This is a genomic window from Hymenobacter algoricola (assembly GCF_039539525.1).
Lineage (GTDB): Bacteria > Bacteroidota > Bacteroidia > Cytophagales > Hymenobacteraceae > Hymenobacter > Hymenobacter algoricola.
The window spans coordinates 26,585-44,408 of sequence record NZ_BAABDH010000104.1 but is presented as its reverse complement, the minus strand read 5'-3'; the positions used below and the strand labels follow the sequence as shown (position 1 = coordinate 44,408).

The following is a 17,824-nucleotide window of genomic DNA, read 5'->3' as shown; positions in this document are numbered from 1 at the left end:
GCCGGCAAGGGCCGGCTCCCTGCTGGCCGGTACCGGCCGCGGCCCGGCAGGCGGGGCCCCGAACTCCGCCCGGTCGTTACTTTAGGGCCCGCCGGACCCGGCTCTACGCTCTGCTCCTTCCCATCTCTCCCCTTTTCTGCTGGCCATGCCCACTCCCTCGCCTTTCACCATCCTTATCCACGGGGGCTCCGGCCGCCTGTACCCCGAGCCCATGTCCGCGGCTAAGGAAGCGGCTTACACCGCCAAGCTCACCGAGGCCGCCCAGGCCGGCTACGCTATTTTGCAGCAGGGCGGCCGCAGCCTCGACGCCGTGGAAGCCAGCCTGCGGATTCTGGAAGACTCGCCGCTGTTCAACGCCGGCCGGGGCGCGGTTTTCTCCCACGACGAGGTCAATGAGCTGGACGCGTCTATCATGGACGGGGCCACGCTGCGGGCCGGGGCCGTGGCCGGCGTCCGCACCGTGCGCAACCCCATTTTGGCGGCCCGGGCCGTGCTGGAGCAGTCGGCCCACGTGCTCATGACGGGCGCTGGGGCCGATGCCTTTGCCGCCCAGGCGGGCCTGGAAATCGTGGACCCGGGCTGGTTCCGGACCGAGGAAAGGTGGGCGCAGATTCAGCAGCTCAAGCAGGCCCAGCGGGCAGCCCCGGCCGGACAGCCCGCCCCGCCCCCCGCCAAGTACGGCACCGTGGGCGCCGTGGCCCTGGACCAGCACGGCCACCTGGCGGCGGGCACCTCCACCGGGGGCATGCTCAACAAGAAGTTCGGCCGCGTCGGCGACTCCCCCATTATCGGGGCCGGCACCTACGCCAACGCCATCTGCGCGGTGTCGGGCACCGGCCACGGCGAGTTTTTCATCCGCCACGCCGTGGCCCACGATATTGCCGCGCTGGTCGAGTACAAGGGACTTTCCGTATCGGAAGCTGCCGCGCTGGTGATGCAGAAAGTGGCCGCGGCCGGCGGCGTGGGCGGCGTCATTGCCCTCGATGCCCAAGGAAATATAGCCATGCCGCACAGCACCGAAGGCCTGTTCTGGGCCTACGTGCAGGCCGATGGAACCGCCCACGTCAACGTGTGCCACATGATTATCGAGTAAGTCGCCCCGGGCCGCCGGCAGCTAGTGGCGCTGAGCCGGCAGGCAGTTCGGGTCTGACCCGAACTGGTTCACCTCCGAAGCCAGCTGGTTCGGGTCGAACCTGAACTGGTTCACCTCCGAGGCCAACTGGCTTGGGTGCGACCCGAGCTGGTTCGTCTTTCTGGGTAACTGGTTTGGGCCGGACCTGAACTGGCCGGCTACCGGAGCTGGCCGGCCAGCCACAAAAAAGTGGCGGGCCACCGAAGCAGCCCGCCGCGGCGGTTGTACGGCTTCTTTTGAGAAGCGGCAAAAGGTCGTACAAAGCTTGTATGACCTTTTGCAAAATACCTGGATGACTCGTACAAGGTTTGTACGAGCTTTTTTAAAAATCCACAAAGACTCGTACAGGCGCGGGCGCGCCCGGCACCTACGCAACGGCGGAAACAACAGCGGCGGGCCGCCGAAGCAGCCCGCCGCTACGCGTACATTCAAAACCTGACTGTCCGCCTTTCAGGTTCAGCGTGAGGCCGGCACCGGTGGCCAGAGGCCTTGTTTGGCAGGTGAAATTATTATTCGGGCGCCGTGTGCAAACGGCCCCTGACCGGCATCATCCCCCTACTTTCCCCTGGCAGCCGCTATTGCTTATTTCACTGCTCTCTTATGCAACGCTTCCCACTCCCTCTTTTCACCGGCGCCCTGCTGCTTACGGCGGGCTTCACAGCCCAGGCCCAGCGTATTCCCGGCATCACTATACAAAAGGTGCCGACGCTTCAACGCCAGGATTCAACTGCGCTAAGCCCGCTGCCGAACATTCCCGGCGTTACGGTTCGCCGGGCCCCGGTGCCTCAGCCACGGGATTCAGCCAAGATTATCCGCTTAAGCTGCCGCCTAGACTGCCCCCTCCACGGTAAGCACAACCAGCCCCTGTTTATAGTTGACGGCAGCCTGCTTGCCCCCGACGATAAGCTGTCGGGCCTGAATCCGAATGATATCGAGAAGATAAACGTGCTGAAAGGGGCGGCAGCTACCGCGCTGTATGGCTCCCGGGGGCAGTACGGGGCCATCCAGATAACGACCAAGCGCGCGGCCAAGCTCCCCAAGCCCTACCCCCAACGGCCGATGGAGGCGGTGGCTGCGCCCTAGCAGGCCCGCGGCCGCTGTATGACTGTTTTCAATTACCCGCAACCACTCATACAAACCTTGTATGACCGTTTTCAAAAATCCAAAATCACTCATACAACGCTTGTATGAGTGATTTAAAAAAACCTAAATGACTTGTACAGCCCCGGGCGGGCCGGGCAGCCGGGAAACGGCGAAAACAAAAGCGGCGGGCCTCCGAAGATGCCCGCCGCTGCGAATGTGCTCAAACTCTGCTGCTACTACCCCTTCGGGCTCAGCGTCACGAACGGGATGATGACCTCCTCCAGGGAGATGCCGCCGTGCTGGAACGTGTCCTTGTAGTAGTTCACGTAGTAGTTGTAGTTGTTGGGGTAGGCGAAGAAGTAGTCGCCCAGGGTGAAGACGTAGGCGGTGCTCACGTTTTCGCGGGGCAGAAAGATGCGCTCCGGCTTGCGCACCACGTACACGTCCTTGTCGGTGAAGCCCAGGTTTTTGCCGTGCTTGTAGCGCAGGTTGGTGTTGGTGTTCCGGTCGCCCACGATTTTGAACGGGCGCTTCACCCGAATGGTGCCGTGGTCGGTGGTGATGATCATCTTGCCCTTCTTCTCGGCAATCTGCTGGATGATTTCATACAGCGGCGAGTGCAGAAACCACGACTTGGTCAGGCTGCGGTAGGCCGACTCGTCGGCGGCCAGCTCCCGGATCATGGCCATGTCGGTGCGGGCGTGGCTGAGCATGTCCACGAAGTTATACACGATGACGTTGCACTTATAATTGTTGTGCAGGTTGCTCATCTTGCCCACCAGGTCCTTACCGGCCTGCAGGTTAGTTACCTTGTGGTAGCTGAACTTGTGTTTCTGGTTGGCCTTCTGGAACATGATTTCCATGAACTCAGCCTCGTTGAGGTTCTTGCCCTCGTCGTCGTCGTCGGTCACCCACAGGTTGGGATACTTCTTCTGAATCTCGCCGGGCATCATGCCCGAGAAGATGGCGTTGCGGGCGTAGGCCGTGGTGGTGGGCAGGATGGAGTAGTACATTTCCTCCTGGTCCACGGTGAACAGCTCGGCAATGATGGGCTCCAGGGTTTTCCACTGGTCGTAGCGCAGGTTGTCGATGAGCAGGAAGTAGACGGGCGTGTCGCCGGTTTCCTTCAGATACGGGAATACGCGCTCCTTAAACAGCTCGTGCGACATCAGGGGCGCATCCTTTACCTCCTTGTTGACCCACTCCTCGTAGTTCTCCATGATGAACTTGGAGAAGTAGTTGTTGGCCTCGTCCTTCTGCATGTTGAAGACCTCGGCCATGCTCTTGCCCTCGGTCTCGTCGATTTCCAGCTCCCAGTACACCAGCTTCTTGTACACGTCGGTCCACTCCGAAGGGCTGAGCCGGTCGCCGAGCTGCATGCCGAGCTGGCGGAAGTCGCGCTGGTAGCTGCTGTTGGTCTTTTCCGAAATCAGGCGCTTGTTGTCGAGCACCTTCTTCACGCTGAGCAGAATCTGGTTCGGGTTGACGGGCTTGATGAGGTAGTCGGCAATCTTGGAGCCGATGGCGTCCTCCATGATGTGCTCTTCCTCGCTCTTGGTAATCATGATGACCGGCAGCGTGGGCTTGGCGGCCTTGATTTCGGTCAGGGTCTGCAGGCCCGAGAGGCCGGGCATGTTCTCGTCCAGGAACACGATGTCGAAGTTCTGCTCCTGCACCTGCTCGATGGCGTCGGCGCCGGAATTGACGCCGGTCACGTCGTAGCCTTTTTCGGTCAGGAAGAGAATGTGGGGCTTGAGCAGGTCAATTTCGTCATCGGCCCAGAGAATGGAGTAGCGTTGCATATGGGGATTTTGGGAAGACTTAAATGGTAACGCGGCGGCCACGGCCGTACGTTCGGGTGAAACCAGCCGCCGTTGCGGAACCCGGCCCGACTTAGCTCCCTAATAGAAGCGAAAGGGCCCGGGCAAGTTGCAAACGCGGTTCAATAAGTAGCTTTACTCCCAATCCCTGGTTTTTGGTTGTGAAAAATTACGTTGCGCCGATATTTCCGCGCCGACTCCGCCGTAAAGAAGCCGAAAAATGTTGGGTTGAGTTCCAGAGCCGGACCGGCCGGCCGGCCCGGGCTTCCGTATTGCGGTTTTCCCGCTCCCCCGATTGTTAGACCCTACACCCGCCGAAAAGTTTGTCCTCAGCCTTGCTCCCTTGAATAAGAAAAAAATCTTCAACGACCCGGTCTACGGCTTCGTCACCATCTCCACCGAGCTGCTGTTCGACCTCATTGAGCACCCCTACTTTCAGCGCCTGCGCCGGATTCAGCAGCTGGGCCTCACCGCCTTCGTATATCCCGGGGCCCTGCACACGCGCTTTCACCACGCCCTGGGCGCCATGCACCTGATGACGCTGGCCCTGCGCACGCTCAAGGACAAGGGCGTCAAGATTTCGGCCAAGGAAGGCGAGGCCGCCCTCATTGCCATCCTGCTCCACGACATCGGCCACGGCCCGCTCTCCCACGCCCTGGAAACCGCCATTTTTCACGAAGTCCACCACGAGCACCTGAGTCTGTACCTGATGCAGAAGCTCAATGCCGAGCACGAAGGCCGGCTCGACCTGGCCATCCGCATCTTCCGGGGCACCTACGAGCGGCCCTTTTTCCACCAGCTCGTGAGCAGCCAGCTCGACATGGACCGCCTCGACTACCTCAACCGCGACTCGTTCTACACCGGCGTGCAGGAGGGCCGCCCCGGCGCCGACCGCCTCATCAAGATGCTCACCGTGGTGGATGAAAAGCTGGTGCTGGAGGAAAAAGCCGTGTACAGCATCGAGAACTTCCTGGTCAGCCGCCGGCTGATGTACTGGCAGGTGTACCTGCACAAGACCGTGACCAGCGCCGAGCAGATGATTATCCGCATCATCCAGCGGGCCCGCGACCTGGTGCGCTCCGGCCACGAAGTGCCCGCCTCCCCGGATTTGCACTTTTTCCTCTCCAAGCCCGTCACCATCACCGATTTCGAGCAGGACGCTACCATCCTGCAGCGCTTCGTGCAGCTCGACGACACCGACGTGTGGAGCGGCGTGAAGATGTGGGTCAGCCACCCCGACAAGGTCCTCAGCTACATGTCGCGCAGCATCCTGGACCGCAAGCTGTTCAAGATCATCCTCCAGACCGAGCCCTTCGATAAGGAGTTCAAGGAAGGCGTCGTGGAGCTCATTGCCGAGCATTTTGCCCTTTCCCTGGAGGATGCCGGCCAGCTTATGCTCTCGGGCCGCATCAGCAACAACGCCTACGATGCCGACGGCAAGGACGCCATTGAGGTGCTCACCAAGCGCGGGCACGTCGTCAACGTGGCCGAAGCCTCCGACCTGCCCAACATCCGGGCCCTGGGCCAGCGGGTAGAGAAGCACTACATCTGCTACCCCAAGGAAATTGCGGGGTGAGCTGGTTTTTGGTTTTTGGCTGATGGTTTTTGGGTAGGCCTTCCTGGGCTTAGGTTCAATGCAGCAACGTTCTAGCTTTATAACGAAAAACCAAAAACTAAAAACCAAAAACCAACCCCTACTTTTGCCCCCATGGAATTTACCGTAGGCCAGATTGCGGAAGTGCTGCACGGCGAAGTCGAAGGCGACGCCTCCCAACGCATTGACCGGTTAGCAAAGATTGAGGAAGCCCAGGCCGGCGCGCTGTCGTTTCTGGCCAATGCCAAGTACGAGCCCCACCTCTACACCACCGGCGCATCGGCCGTTATCGTGAGTCGCACCCAGGTGCTGCACAAGCCCGTAACGGCCGCCCTGATCCGCGTCGACGACCCCTACACCAGCTTCAGCGCCCTGCTCGAATTCTACCAGCAGGCCACGCGTACCGGCCGGCGCGGCGTGGAGGAGCCCGCGTTTATGGGGGCCGGCTCCGAAATCGGCGACAACCACTACCGGGGCGCGTTTTCCTACATCGGCGAAAACTGCCGCATCGGCCGCGACGTGGTCATCTTCCCCCAGGCCTACATCGGCGACCGGTGCGTGATTGGCGACGGCACCATCATCTACGCCGGGGCCAAGATCTACGCCGAAACCGTCATCGGGGCCCGCTGCACCATCCATTCCGGGGTCATCATCGGCGCCGATGGGTTTGGCTTCGCGCCCCAGCCCGACGGCTCCTACCGCACCATCCCGCAGATCGGCAACGTGGTGCTGGAAGACAACGTGAGCGTGGGCGCCAACGCCACCATCGACTGCGCCACCCTGGGCTCGACCCTCATCCGCGAGGGCGCCAAAATCGATAACCTCGTGCAGATTGCCCACAACGTGGAAATCGGCCGCCACACGGTAGTAGCGGCCCAGACGGGCATCTCGGGCTCCACCAAAATCGGTGACTTCTGCGTGCTGGCCGGCCAGACCGGCATTGCCGGCCATATCTCCCTGGCCAACCGCACCACCGTCACGGCCCAGTCGGGCGTGGGCAAGTCGACCAAAACCGAAGGCATCCTGCTGCAGGGCTCCCCGGCCTTCAATCTGCGCGACAGCCTGCGGGCCAACGCCATTTTCCGCCACCTGCCCGAAATCGAGCGCCGCCTGAGTGATCTGGAGAATACGAAGCAGACGCCGGAAAAGTCCTAGCTTTGCCTTTTGGAAGAGCCACAAGCTGTCAGCCGCAAGCTGCAAGCTTGAAGCCTTGTATTTAATTTTTCTCCGACTTCTCGCTTGCAGCTTGCGGCTTACAGCTTGCAGCTACCCCAAATGAACGACAAGCAACACACGATTAAGGCTTCCGTGACCGTCAGCGGCATTGGCTTGCACACCGGCGTCACGGCCACCATGACCTTCTGCCCGGCCCCGGTCAACCACGGCTACAAGTTTCAGCGCATCGACTTGCCCGGCCAGCCCATCGTGGATGCCGACGTGGACAACGTGGTAGACCTGAGCCGCGGGACCACCATCGAGCAGAACGGCGCCCGGGTCAATACGGTGGAGCACACGCTGGCCGCTTTGGTCGGGTTGCAGATCGACAACGTGATGATTCAGCTCGACGGCCCCGAGCCGCCCATCATGGACGGCTCCAGCTACGAGTTCATCAAGGCCATCATGGAAGCCGGCCTGGAAGAGCAGAACGCGCTGCGCAACTACTTCGAGATTCCCGAGGAAATCCGCTACGTGGAGCACGGCCGGGCCGTGGAAATTGCCGCCCTGCCGCTCAACGACTACCGCCTGACGGTGATGGTGGACTACAACTCCCCGGTCCTGGGCTCGCAGCACGCCTCGCTGAACGACATTGCCCAGTTCACGGCCGAGATTTCCTCGTCGCGCACGTTCTGCTTTCTGCACGAGCTCGAAGCCCTCTACAAGCAAAACCTGATCAAGGGCGGCGACCTGAGCAACGCCATTGTAGTGGTCGACCGCGTGGTGAGCGAGGACGAGCTGAGCGACCTGGCCACCATGCTGGGCAAGCCCAGGGTGGCAGTGAAAAAGGAAGGCATCCTCAACAACGTCGACCTGCGCTACAAAAACGAGCCCGCCCGCCACAAGCTGCTCGATCTGGTGGGTGATCTGGCCCTGGTGGGCCGCCCGCTGAAAGGCCAGATTCTGGCGGCCCGCCCCGGCCACGCAGCCAACGTGGCCTTTGCCAAGAAAATCAAGAAGAAGATGCTGGAGGCTAACGCGGCCTCCTCGGTGCCCAGCTACGACCCGGCCCGCACGCCGGTCATGGACATCAACCAGATCATGCAGGTGCTGCCCCACCGCTACCCCTTCCTGCTGATCGACAAGGTGATTCACCTGGATTCCACCACCGTCACGAGCATCAAGAACGTGACCATGAACGAGCCGTTTTTCCAGGGCCACTACCCCGGCAACCCGGTTTTTCCGGGTGTGCTGCAGGTAGAGGCCATGGCCCAGACCGGCGGCATTCTGGTGCTGAACACCGTGCCCGACCCGGAAAACTACACCCCCTACTTCATCGGCATCGAAAACTGCCGCTTCCGGAAGATGGTGAAGCCCGGCGACACAATCATTTTCCGCTGTGCGCTGTTAGCTCCTGTCAAGCGCGGCATTGCCAAAATGAAAGGCCAGGCCTTCGTGAACGGTAAAGTGGTGATGGAAGCCGAGATGAGCGCCGCCATCGTCAAGAAGGAAGCCTAATCAAATTCTGAATTTTGAATTATGAATTCTGAATGGTTCAGGGCCTGATAATTGCCACTGCACATTTCCCAATTCATAATTCAGAATTCATAATTCAGAATTAATCAAAGAATGAACCAGCCGCTCGCCTATATCCACCCCGAAGCCAAGATTGCGCAAAACGTCGTGGTGGAGCCGTTTACGACCATCGACAAGGACGTTGAAATCGGGGAAGGCACCTGGATCGGCCCGAACGTGACGATTATGTCGGGCGCCCGCATTGGCAGGAACTGCAAGATTTTTCCCGGCGCCGTCATTGCCGCCATGCCCCAGGATCTGAAGTTTGCCGGCGAGAAAACCATCGTCATCATCGGCGACAACACCGTCATCCGGGAGTGCGTGACCGTGAACCGCGGCACCGTGGACCGACTCAAAACCGTGGTGGGCGCCAACTGCCTGCTGATGGCCTACGTGCACGTGGCCCACGACTGTATCATCGGCAACCACTGCGTGCTGGCCAACGGCGTACAGCTGGCCGGCCACGTCGAAATCGGCGACTACGCCATTATCGGCGGCACCTCGGCCGTGCATCAGTTCGTGAAAGTAGGCCAGCACGCCATGATTTCGGGTGGCTCTTTGATTCGTAAAGATGTGCCGCCCTTCGTGAAGGCCGGCCGTGAGCCGCTGACGTACAGCGGCATCAACTCCATCGGCCTGCGCCGCCGCGGCTTCTCCGACCCCAAGATCAGCGAGATCCAGCAGCTCTACCGCCTGCTGTTTCTGAGCGGTCTGAACAACAACGACGCGCTGGACAAAATCGAGCTGGAGCTGCTGCCCTCGCCGGAGCGCGACGAAGTGGTCAACTTCGTACGCAACTCGGGCCGCGGCGTGATTAAGGGCTATTCGCGCAACGGCAGCAGCGCCGAGTAACCCGTGCGCATTGCTGCCAACGGGCTGGGCAAGCGCTTCCAGCGGGAGTGGATCTTTCGGGGCCTGACCCACGTATTTGAACCCGCCACGGCCACGGCCATCCTGGGTCCCAACGGCTCGGGCAAAAGCACCCTGCTCAACACCCTCTCCGGCCAGCTGCTTTCCTCCGAAGGCACGTTGGCCTACGAGCACGCCGGCCAGCCCGTGGCTGTGGAAGACGTGCCCCAACTGCTGGCCTATTGCGCGCCTTACCTGGAGCTGATTGAGGAGCTCACCCTGGCTGAGCTGCTGCACTTCCACACCCGCTTCAAGCCCCTGCGGCCGGGCCTCAGCCCGGCCGACCTGATTGCGCTGATGTACCTGGAAAAGTCGCGTCACAAGCTGATCCGCGACTTTTCCAGCGGCATGAAGCAGCGCCTCAAGCTGGCCCTGGCCCTGTACGCCGATACGCCCCTGCTCCTGCTCGACGAGCCCACCACCAACCTGGACCGCACCGGCGTGGACTGGTACCGCGAGCACGTGCGCGCCACCGCGCCCGGCCGCCTGGTGCTGGTCAGCTCCAACGTGCCGGAAGAGTACGACTTCTGCCCCCAGCAGCTCAGCGTCACAGATTTTGGCGCCAAGGCTGCCCGCTGATCCGGCGGATTGAGGCGGGCCAGCTATGACTTCATGGGCTGGCAGGGAGCTTTTTCAGCAATACCCGGCTATCGGAGCCGGGCAGCTGCTTCCGGATTTGGGGCGGCCGTTCCCGGGGTGAAGGCAGCTTGGCGGGCTCACTCACCGGTCAGCGTAAATTTCCGGGCCTTGCGGCAACTTATTTTCCGCCTCCGCAATTAACCGCAAAGGGCTTCCGCCGTATCTTCGCAGCGGCAAGCACGCTGGCTGCATTCCCCATCTTTCACCCCTTACCGCCCTGACCCGGCTATGAAACAACACGACGACTTCGAGGATGATGACCTGCTCGGCGACGATGACGAGCTGGATAACTTCGCCAAATCGGGTGGCAGCGCTACCCGCGGCACTTCCGAAGACCGCCTCTCGGCCAAGTACGCCGACTACCTGATGTGGCGCGACACGGGCTCTTCCCACGATGAAGCCCTGGACCTGGCAACCATGACGGAGGAGGAATTTACCACCGCGGAAGCCGCCGAAGACCCCGACTCCCGCCGCGGCTTCGCCAGCCTCGACGATGACGATGACTTCGCCGACGACGACGATGATGAGGATACCTACACCAGCCGCGGCCGCAGCAAAGGCCGCTACGACGACGACGATTATTAGCCGGGCATCAGAACTTCGTTGTCCGCCCTCAAAACAGGAAAAGGCCGTCGGTAGCACTACCGGCGGCCTTTTCCTGTTTTGCCGGGCGAAGCCAGTGCGCTGCCCCTTGCCTCTGACCTAGCCTCGCGACCCAAACACGCGGCGCAGGATTTCGGTGGTGCGGGCCACCGGGTTTTCGCGGATGTTGGCTTCTTCCTGGGCAATGAGGGTGAACAGGCCGCCGATGGCTTTGTCGGTAGCGTACTGGTTCAGGTCGGGGTTAACCGGCTTCACCATCGGAATCTGATTGTAGCGCGTGACCAGGCCCGTGTAGTACTGCGTGGCACTCACCTTATCCAGGCTCTGCTGGATGATGGGCTTGAAGGCCGTGGTGAGCTGGGCGGTGGTCGTGCGCTTGAGGTAGTTGGTGGCCGCATCCTTCTGCCCGGTCAGGATACCCCACACATCGTTGAAGGTCAGGCTCTTGATGGCGGAGATAAAGATGGGCTTGGCACTCCGGGCAGCGTCTTCGGCTCCGCGGTTCAACGACAGCTCGAACTTATCGACCTGGGAGCCCAGGCCAATGGCGCGGAGCGTGGTGGCCACGCGCTGGGCATCGGGCGGGAAGGGAATGCGGATCAGCTTGTTCAGGTAGAAGCCATCCTGCCGGGAAGCCTGGTCGGCGCCCTTGGAAATGCCCTGAGTCAGCGCCTCCTTCAGCCCCAGAGCCGCTTCGTTCTGGCTCAGGCTGCCTTTGGAGGTTTTGGTGGTCGTCGTCGTCGTCGTGGTGGTCGTGCCGGTTCTGGCCTTGATGAGGTCGGCAATCTTGGGCAGGTTGAACACCTGGGCAGCGGCACTCAGGTGAAGGCCCAGCACGGCGGCAGCAAGCAGAGAATAGCGCAGAGTTTTCATATCCGGAAGCAGAAAGGGGAAGCGACCAACGCGGCCGGCATAGCTGATCAGACAGAAACCGGACCAAAAAGTTACTACTTCCGCGCTATACGACAAACGGTCCGGCAAGACCACAAGGGGCTTCCCGGACCGTTCAACTCAGGCCAGTGCTGCGGCGACCTACTTGCTGCGGCCGAACGTGCGGCTCAGCAGCTCGGAAGTGCGGGCGGCCGGGTTCAGGCGGATGCGGCCTTCCTCGGCGGCCATCAACGAAAACAGGCCATTGACGGTCTGCTGGGTGGCGTAGGTGGTCAGGCTGGGGTCGAGCTTGGTGACCAGCGGAATCTTGTTGTAGCGGGCGACCATCTCGGCGTAAAGCTTGGTGGCACCGGCCTTTTCCAATGATGCCTGCATGATGGGCGTAAAGGCCGCGACCAGCTGGGGCGAGGTTTTCTCGTTCAGGTAGAGCGTGGCCGCGTCCGGCTCCCGGCTGGTAAGCAGACTCAGCGCGTCGTTGAAGGTGATGTTCTGAATGGCATTCACGAAGATCGGCTTGGCCTCGGCGGAGGCGGCTTCGGCCGCATGGTTCAGGGCCACTTCGAAGTTATCAACCAGGGCGCCCAGGCGCAGCGTACGCAGCGTGGTCGAGACCAGCTCGGCCTCGGGCGGCGTGGCCAGGCGGATGTCGGCGTTGGCGTTGAAGCCGTCGGGGGCGCTGGCTTCGGCCACGGCCTTGGTGATGCTGGTAGTCAGCGCTTCGTGCAGGGCCGCGCTGGCTATGTCGGCGGTGAGAGGCGGCAGCACGGGCACTACCGGCACGGTTGTTTTCACCGTGGTCTTGGTCGTGGTGGCGGGCTTGGCTACGGGCTTTTTGACTACCGGCTTCCTGGCGGTAGTCTTTTTGGTGGTGGTCGTGGTCTTCTTGGTCTGGGCCTGCAGCGCGGGAGCACCAGCCAACGACAGGGCCGCGACGGCCAGCAGGATACGAAAACGGGTCATTGTCATAAAAAAAACGAAAACCAGACGCCCTTTGTGGTGGTCTTATTCGCTCAAGGGCACAAATTGCACCAAATTCGCCCTCCTTCCTAACCCGAGCCTTATGCCTAAGCTGCCCCACGCGGAAATCATCACCATCGGCGACGAGCTGCTCTACGGACAGGTAATCGATACCAACTCGGCCTTCCTGGGCCAGGAGCTGGGCAAGCTGGGGATTCGGGTCCGGCAGATTACCAGCGTGTCGGACCGGGCCGACGAAATCGTGACGGCCCTGGACCTGGCCCGCACCCGGGCCGACCTGGTGCTGACTACCGGCGGCCTGGGCCCCACCAAGGACGATTTGACCAAGCACATTCTTACCGGGTACTTCAACACCGAGCTGGTGCTCAACGAGTCGTCGTTGCGCGACGTGGAGGCCATCTTTGCCCGCTTCAACCGGCCCATGCTGGAAGTAAACCGCCAGCAGGCCTTTCTGCCCGCCACCTGCACGCCCGTCCGCAACAGCGTAGGCACGGCGCCCGGCATGTGGTTTGAGGATAAGGGCACCGTGTTCGTGAGCATGCCCGGCGTACCCTTCGAGATGAAGCGCATGATGACCGACACGGTGCTGCCCCGGCTGGCCCGCCACTTCCAGGTGCCGCCCATCGAGCACATCGTGGTGCAGACCGTGGGCCTGGGCGAGTCGTTTCTGGCCGAGCTGATTGCCGACTGGGAAGATGCGCTGCCGCCCAATATCAAGCTGGCTTACCTGCCCTCACTGGGGGCCGTGCGCCTGCGCCTGACCGGCCAGGCCGACGGGCAGCCCGACCTGCGCGGCCGCATGCAAGCCCTGCTGCCCACGCTCCGCGAGCGGCTCGGCAGCCACATCTTCGCCGAAACCGACATTCCGCTGGAGCAGGCTGTGGGGCTGCTGCTGGCCGAGCGTGGCCTTACGGTGGGCACCGCCGAGAGCTGCACCGGCGGCTACGTGGCCCACAAGCTCACCAGCGTCGCGGGCAGCTCCCGCTACTTTCTGGGCAGCATCATTTCGTATCATAACGACATCAAAATCAAAGAGCTGGGGGTGCTGCCTGAAACCCTGGCTGCACATGGCGCGGTGAGCGAGGAAGTGGTGCGGCAGATGGCCGAAGGCGCCCGCCAGTGCCTGGGCGTAGATGTGGCCCTGGCCACCAGCGGCGTTGCCGGCCCCGACGGCGGCACCGACGAGAAGCCGGTCGGCACGTTCTGGCTGGCCTACGCCGACGCTCACCAGACCGTAGCCCGTAAGATCGTCTTCAACCGCGGCCGCCAGCTCAACATCGACTACGCCACCAACAGCCTGCTCAACCTGCTGCGCCTGAGCCTGCCGGCTCTGCCAGCGCAGTAGCCCACCGCCAAACCTGGTGCCTGGGCTATTGGCATTTTCCGCCGCCGGCTCCCGTCACTTTTCCTTTGCGGCTGGTGCTTGGCCCGAAAAGCCCGCCGGCTTGCGGCTTTCTGCTACCTTTGCGGCACTAAACTCCCCACCCAACAATCCCAACCCAAGAAAACTACCGCATGGCACGAGTGGAAATGGTGATGCCCAAGATGGGCGAAAGCATTATGGAAGGCACCGTCCTGAAATGGCTCAAGCAAGTTGGCGACGCCATTGAGCAGGACGAATCGGTGCTGGAAGTGGCTACCGATAAGGTCGATACCGAAGTTCCCGCCATCTACGCCGGCGTACTGCAGGAGATTCTGGTGCAGGAAGGCCAGGTAGTGGCCGTGGGTGCGCCCATTGCCATCGTCGAAACCGATACCGCTGCCGCCGGGGCAGCAGCTCCTGCGGCGGCCCCGGCCGCGCCGCAGGCGGCTCCGGCCGTCAACGGCGCCGCGCCGGCCGCCGCGGTACCCTACATGCCCGAGCAGGGCGACCCGCAGGCCGGCAAAACCCCGGCCGTGGCCCAGCCCGGCCGCTTCTACTCGCCGCTGGTGCTCAGCATTGCCCGCGAGGAGGGCATCTCGATGGCCAACCTGGAATTCCTGCCCGGCACCGGCAGCGAAGGCCGCGTAACCAAGAAAGACATCCTGGACTACGTGGCCGGCGGCAAGCAGCCGCTGGGCCAGGCCGCGCCCGCGCCCCAGGCCGCCACTCCGCCAGCCCCGGCTGCGGCACCGGCCCAGCCTCAGGCGGCAGCTTCGCAGGCCGCCGCTCCGGCCGCTACCGCTTCCAAGCCGATGCCATCCGTCAGCGGTGGGCAGGAGCTGATCGAGATGGACCGCATGCGCAAGATGATTGCCCAGCGCATGGTCGACTCGGTGCGTATTTCGCCCCACGTCACCTCTTTCGTGGAAGCCGACGTGACCGAAATCGTGAACTGGCGCAACAAGCACAAGGACGCCTACAAGAAGCGCGAGGGCGAAAACCTCACCTTCACGCCCATCTTCATCCAGGCCGTAGCCCGCGCCATCCAGGACTTCCCGCTGATCAACGTTTCCATCGACGGCGACTACATCATCAAGAAGCGCGACATCAACATCGGCGTGGCCGTGGCCCTGCCCTCGGGCAACCTCATCGTGCCGGTCATTCACAACGCCGACCAGCTCAACCTGAACGGGCTGAGCAAGAAGATGAACGATCTGGCCAACCGCGCCCGGGCCAACAAGCTCAAGGCCGAAGACCTCGAAGGCGGTACCTACACGCTCAGCAATGTGGGCTCGTTTGGCAACGTGATGGGCACGCCCATCATCATGCAGCCCCAGGTGGCCATCATGGCCGTGGGCGCCATCAAGAAGAAGCCGGCCGTGATAGAAACTCCTCAGGGTGACCTGATTGGCGTGCGTCACTTCATGTTCCTCTCGCACTCCTACGACCACCGCGTGGTCGATGGCTCGCTGGGCGGCATGTTTGTGCGCAAGGTGGCCGACTACCTCGAGCAGTTCGACCCGAACACGGCCATCTAGGTTCTGCTAGAAACCCAGAACGTCATTCCGAGCGAAGCCGAGGAATCTCGCGTGCTGATGTTGGATTGGTAATCAACACCACTACAACCAAGCGGTAGAGATGCTTCGGCTTCGCTCAGCATGACGTTCTTTTTTTTGCCTTCGCTTCCTTTATGAAAAACGCGCTGACTCTTGCCGCCCTGCTGCTGTCTCTGGGCCTGATTCTCTACCTCTACCAGCAGATTACCCGGCTGGAAGAAGCCCTGAAAGTCTCGCAGCAGCGCTTTACCGACTGCGAGCAGGTCACCTTTCAGCTCCAGATGAAGGCCAACGGCAGCGGCGGGCGCGGTACCACGCCCGCCGCCGATACCGCCCGGACGCGCTAGGCGCCACTGACCCGCCGCCGCGGTTTTTGCCCAATAAGAAAGCCCCGTCATACGTGCATGACGGGGCTTTCTTATTGGTTGTCAGTCAGCTAGACTAAGCGTTTCGTTCGAGCAGCAGCAGCATGAAGGCGAACTGCCGGGCCACGTCGTGGATGGACTTGAAGCGGCCGGAGGCGCCGCCGTGGCCGGCGGCCATGTCGGTGTGCAGCAACAGCAGATTCTGGTCGGTTTTCAGGGCGCGCAGCTTGGCTACCCACTTGGCCGGCTCGAAGTACTGCACCTGCGAATCGTGCAGTCCGGTGGTAACGAGCAGGTTGGGGTAGGCCTGGGCCCGGACCTGGTCGTAGGGAGAATAGGAGAGCATGTAGTCGTAGTACTGCTGCTCGTTGGGGTTGCCCCACTCGTCGTACTCGCCGGTGGTCAGCGGAATGGTTTCGTCGAGCATCGTCGTTACCACATCCACGAAGGGCACGGCGGCCAGCACGCCCCGGTAGTACTCCGGGTGCAGGTTGATAACGGCGCCCATCAGCAGGCCGCCGGCCGAGCCGCCCATGGCAAACAGCCGGTCGGGGGCGGTGTACTGCTGGTCGATAAGGAAGCGGGAGCAGTCGGTGAAGTCGGTGAAGGTATTTTTCTTGTTGAGCTTCTTGCCGTCCTCGTACCACTGCCGGCCCATTTCCTGCCCGCCCCGGATGTGGCAGATGACGTAGGCAAAGCCCCGGTCGAGCAGGCTCAGACGGGCTGAGCTGAAGGTGGCGTCCATGGAATAGCCGTAGGAGCCGTAGGCGTACTGCAGCAGCGGGGCGCGGCCATCCTTGTTGAAGCCTTTCTTGTAGACGATGGACACGGGAATGCGGGTGCCGTCGGTGGCCGGGGCGTAGGCGCGCTCGGTCACGTAGTCTTGCTTCTCAAACCCACCCAGCACGGTCTGCTCTTTCAGCAGCTGCCGGGTGCGGGCCGTCATGTCGTAGTCGTAGGTCGAAGTGGGCGTGGTGAGCGAGGAGTAGCCGTAGCGCAGCACGGGCGTCTCGAACTCGGGGTTGATGCCGATGAAGGCCGTGTAGGTGGGCTCGCCGAAGTTGAGGTAGTGCTCCTGCCCGTCCTGCCACCGGATAACGCGCAGCTGCAGCAGGCCCTCCTGCCGCTCGCCCAGCACGAGGTACTGCTGAAACAGCTCCATGTTTTCCAGAAACACGTCGGGGCGGTGGGGAATCACCTCCTGCCACGCGGCGCGGGCGGGGCTACCGACGGGCGTTTTCAGCAGCCGAAAGTTCGGGGCCCCGGCGTTGGAGCGCACGTAGAAGTCGGGGCCGAAGTGCTCCACGTCGTAGAGGTGGTCGGCTTCGCGGGGCAGAAACAGCCGGAAAGCCTCGTCCGGCGTATCGGCCCGCAGAAACCGGGTTTCCGACGACATGGTGCTGCTCAGGTGCAGAAACAGGTATTCCCGGGACTTGGAGCGGCTCACCCCGGTGTAGAAGGTGTCGTCTGCTTCCTCATATGCCAGCACGTCGGTGGCCGGGTCGGCGCCGAGCGTGTGGCGGTACACCTGGTAGGGCAGCAGCGTATCGGGGTTCTTTTTGGTGTAGAACACCGTCTGGTTGTCGGTGGCCCACACCACGTCGCCGCTGGCGTTGGGCAGCTCCTCGGCATACAACTCGCCGGTGGTCAGGTTGCGGAAGCGCAGCGTGTAGAGGCGGCGGCTGACCGTATCCACGGCGTAGGCCAGCGTCTGGTTGTCGTCGCTCACCTCCAGGCCGCCGATGTCGAAGTAGTCGTGGCCCTGGCTCAGCTCGTTGCCATTGAGCAGCACTTCCTCGGGCGCGGTCAGCTGGCCCTTTTTGCGGCAGTAAACCGGGTATTCGCCGCCCTGCTCGTAGCGGGTGTAATAGTAGTAGCCGTTGTCGCGGTAGGGCACCGACTCATCCTGCTCCTTGATGCGGCTCTTGATTTCCCGAAACAGGCTTTCCTGCAGGTCCTTGACCGGGGCCATCTGCTGCTCAAAATAAGCGTTTTCGGCGCTCAGGTAGCTGAGCACTGCCGGGTCTTCGGGCTGATTGAGCCAGTAGTAATGGTCGGTGCGGGTGCCGAAGAGTGAAACCAGCGCCTTGGGCTTGCGGGCGGCTACGGGAGGAGTCATCATGCAGAGTAAGGGTTGGGCCAGCCCTAACCGGGGCGCCGG

15 protein-coding genes are annotated in these 17,824 nt (G+C 62.1%); 11 read left to right on the top strand and 4 right to left on the bottom strand.

The features are described from left to right. Positions 1 to 145: 145 nt before the first annotated feature. Positions 146 to 1,093, top strand: coding sequence for an isoaspartyl peptidase/L-asparaginase family protein (locus ABD842_RS16415; RefSeq protein WP_345116346.1), 948 nt, complete (start codon positions 146 to 148; stop codon positions 1,091 to 1,093). A 639-nt stretch (positions 1,094 to 1,732) separates the two neighbouring features. Further along, positions 1,733 to 2,215: a TonB-dependent receptor gene (locus tag ABD842_RS16410; protein WP_345116343.1), complete on the top strand. Its 483-nt coding sequence runs from the start codon at positions 1,733 to 1,735 to the stop codon at positions 2,213 to 2,215. A 236-nt stretch (positions 2,216 to 2,451) separates the two neighbouring features. Here the strand turns inward: ABD842_RS16410 and porX are convergent, their stop codons facing one another. After that, positions 2,452 to 4,017 carry a T9SS response regulator signal transducer PorX gene (gene porX, locus ABD842_RS16405; RefSeq protein WP_345116341.1) on the bottom strand — a complete coding sequence of 522 codons (1,566 nt, stop codon included), beginning with the start codon at positions 4,015 to 4,017 and terminating at the stop codon, positions 2,452 to 2,454. 361 nt (positions 4,018 to 4,378) lie between these two features. Between porX and ABD842_RS16400 the strand changes: the two genes are divergently transcribed. The 6 genes from ABD842_RS16400 to ABD842_RS16375 all read left to right on the top strand — a co-directional run bounded on the left by ABD842_RS16400 (position 4,379) and on the right by ABD842_RS16375 (position 10,492). Further along, a complete protein-coding gene (locus ABD842_RS16400) occupies positions 4,379 to 5,611 on the top strand; it encodes an HD domain-containing protein (RefSeq protein WP_345116338.1) in 1,233 nt (410 codons plus the stop codon). A gap of 132 nt (positions 5,612 to 5,743) precedes the next feature. Then, positions 5,744 to 6,784 carry a UDP-3-O-(3-hydroxymyristoyl)glucosamine N-acyltransferase gene (gene lpxD / locus ABD842_RS16395; protein WP_345116336.1) on the top strand — a complete coding sequence of 347 codons (1,041 nt, stop codon included), beginning with the start codon at positions 5,744 to 5,746 and terminating at the stop codon, positions 6,782 to 6,784. Positions 6,785 to 6,904: 120 nt separating this feature from the next. Next, positions 6,905 to 8,302, top strand: coding sequence for a bifunctional UDP-3-O-[3-hydroxymyristoyl] N-acetylglucosamine deacetylase/3-hydroxyacyl-ACP dehydratase (locus ABD842_RS16390; RefSeq protein ID WP_345116333.1), 1,398 nt, complete (start codon positions 6,905 to 6,907; stop codon positions 8,300 to 8,302). 111 nt (positions 8,303 to 8,413) lie between these two features. Then, positions 8,414 to 9,211 (top strand): acyl-ACP--UDP-N-acetylglucosamine O-acyltransferase, encoded by a 798-nt coding sequence (gene lpxA / locus ABD842_RS16385; RefSeq protein ID WP_345116331.1) that lies wholly within the window; start codon positions 8,414 to 8,416, stop codon positions 9,209 to 9,211. A 3-nt stretch (positions 9,212 to 9,214) separates the two neighbouring features. Next, positions 9,215 to 9,847 (top strand): ABC transporter ATP-binding protein, encoded by a 633-nt coding sequence (locus tag ABD842_RS16380; RefSeq protein ID WP_345116328.1) that lies wholly within the window; start codon positions 9,215 to 9,217, stop codon positions 9,845 to 9,847. Positions 9,848 to 10,135: 288 nt separating this feature from the next. Beyond that, positions 10,136 to 10,492, top strand: coding sequence for a hypothetical protein (locus ABD842_RS16375; protein ID WP_345116325.1), 357 nt, complete (start codon positions 10,136 to 10,138; stop codon positions 10,490 to 10,492). A 117-nt stretch (positions 10,493 to 10,609) separates the two neighbouring features. Here the strand turns inward: ABD842_RS16375 and ABD842_RS16370 are convergent, their stop codons facing one another. Both ABD842_RS16370 and ABD842_RS16365 read right to left on the bottom strand, forming a co-directional pair. After that, entirely contained in the window at positions 10,610 to 11,383 is a 774-nt protein-coding gene (locus ABD842_RS16370; RefSeq protein ID WP_345116322.1) for a DUF4197 domain-containing protein, read from the bottom strand. 159 nt (positions 11,384 to 11,542) lie between these two features. Then, positions 11,543 to 12,361, bottom strand: a complete 819-nt coding sequence (locus tag ABD842_RS16365; protein ID WP_345116319.1) for a DUF4197 domain-containing protein — start codon at positions 12,359 to 12,361, stop codon at positions 11,543 to 11,545. Between the two features lie 100 nt (positions 12,362 to 12,461). Between ABD842_RS16365 and ABD842_RS16360 the strand changes: the two genes are divergently transcribed. From ABD842_RS16360 to ABD842_RS16350, 3 genes are all read left to right on the top strand, one after another. After that, positions 12,462 to 13,724 (top strand): competence/damage-inducible protein A, encoded by a 1,263-nt coding sequence (locus ABD842_RS16360; RefSeq protein ID WP_345116316.1) that lies wholly within the window; start codon positions 12,462 to 12,464, stop codon positions 13,722 to 13,724. Between the two features lie 170 nt (positions 13,725 to 13,894). After that, the gene (locus tag ABD842_RS16355; protein WP_345116313.1) at positions 13,895 to 15,280 is read left to right on the top strand and encodes a dihydrolipoamide acetyltransferase family protein; all 1,386 of its coding nucleotides are present in this window, start codon (positions 13,895 to 13,897) and stop codon (positions 15,278 to 15,280) included. Between the two features lie 152 nt (positions 15,281 to 15,432). Continuing rightward, on the top strand, positions 15,433 to 15,645 hold the full coding sequence (locus ABD842_RS16350) for a hypothetical protein (protein WP_345116310.1): 213 nt from the start codon (positions 15,433 to 15,435) through the stop codon (positions 15,643 to 15,645). Positions 15,646 to 15,739: 94 nt separating this feature from the next. Here the strand turns inward: ABD842_RS16350 and ABD842_RS16345 are convergent, their stop codons facing one another. Then, the gene (locus ABD842_RS16345) at positions 15,740 to 17,785 is read right to left on the bottom strand and encodes a S9 family peptidase (RefSeq protein WP_345116307.1); all 2,046 of its coding nucleotides are present in this window, start codon (positions 17,783 to 17,785) and stop codon (positions 15,740 to 15,742) included. Positions 17,786 to 17,824: the final 39 nt, after the last annotated feature.

Excerpts from the sequence above, each read along its gene's own strand:
- ABD842_RS16415 (WP_345116346.1), top strand. The coding sequence starts at position 146 with ATGCCCACTCCCTCGCCTTTCACCATCCTTATCCACGGGGGCTCCGGC.
- ABD842_RS16410 (WP_345116343.1), top strand. The coding sequence starts at position 1,733 with ATGCAACGCTTCCCACTCCCTCTTTTCACCGGCGCCCTGCTGCTTACG.
- porX (WP_345116341.1), bottom strand. The coding sequence starts at position 4,017 with ATGCAACGCTACTCCATTCTCTGGGCCGATGACGAAATTGACCTGCTC.
- lpxD (WP_345116336.1), top strand. The coding sequence starts at position 5,744 with ATGGAATTTACCGTAGGCCAGATTGCGGAAGTGCTGCACGGCGAAGTC.
- ABD842_RS16390 (WP_345116333.1), top strand. The coding sequence starts at position 6,905 with ATGAACGACAAGCAACACACGATTAAGGCTTCCGTGACCGTCAGCGGC.
- lpxA (WP_345116331.1), top strand. The coding sequence starts at position 8,414 with ATGAACCAGCCGCTCGCCTATATCCACCCCGAAGCCAAGATTGCGCAA.
- ABD842_RS16375 (WP_345116325.1), top strand. The coding sequence starts at position 10,136 with ATGAAACAACACGACGACTTCGAGGATGATGACCTGCTCGGCGACGAT.
- ABD842_RS16370 (WP_345116322.1), bottom strand. The coding sequence starts at position 11,383 with ATGAAAACTCTGCGCTATTCTCTGCTTGCTGCCGCCGTGCTGGGCCTT.
- ABD842_RS16365 (WP_345116319.1), bottom strand. The coding sequence starts at position 12,361 with ATGACCCGTTTTCGTATCCTGCTGGCCGTCGCGGCCCTGTCGTTGGCT.
- ABD842_RS16360 (WP_345116316.1), top strand. The coding sequence starts at position 12,462 with ATGCCTAAGCTGCCCCACGCGGAAATCATCACCATCGGCGACGAGCTG.
- ABD842_RS16355 (WP_345116313.1), top strand. The coding sequence starts at position 13,895 with ATGGCACGAGTGGAAATGGTGATGCCCAAGATGGGCGAAAGCATTATG.
- ABD842_RS16350 (WP_345116310.1), top strand. The coding sequence starts at position 15,433 with ATGAAAAACGCGCTGACTCTTGCCGCCCTGCTGCTGTCTCTGGGCCTG.
- ABD842_RS16345 (WP_345116307.1), bottom strand. The coding sequence starts at position 17,785 with ATGATGACTCCTCCCGTAGCCGCCCGCAAGCCCAAGGCGCTGGTTTCA.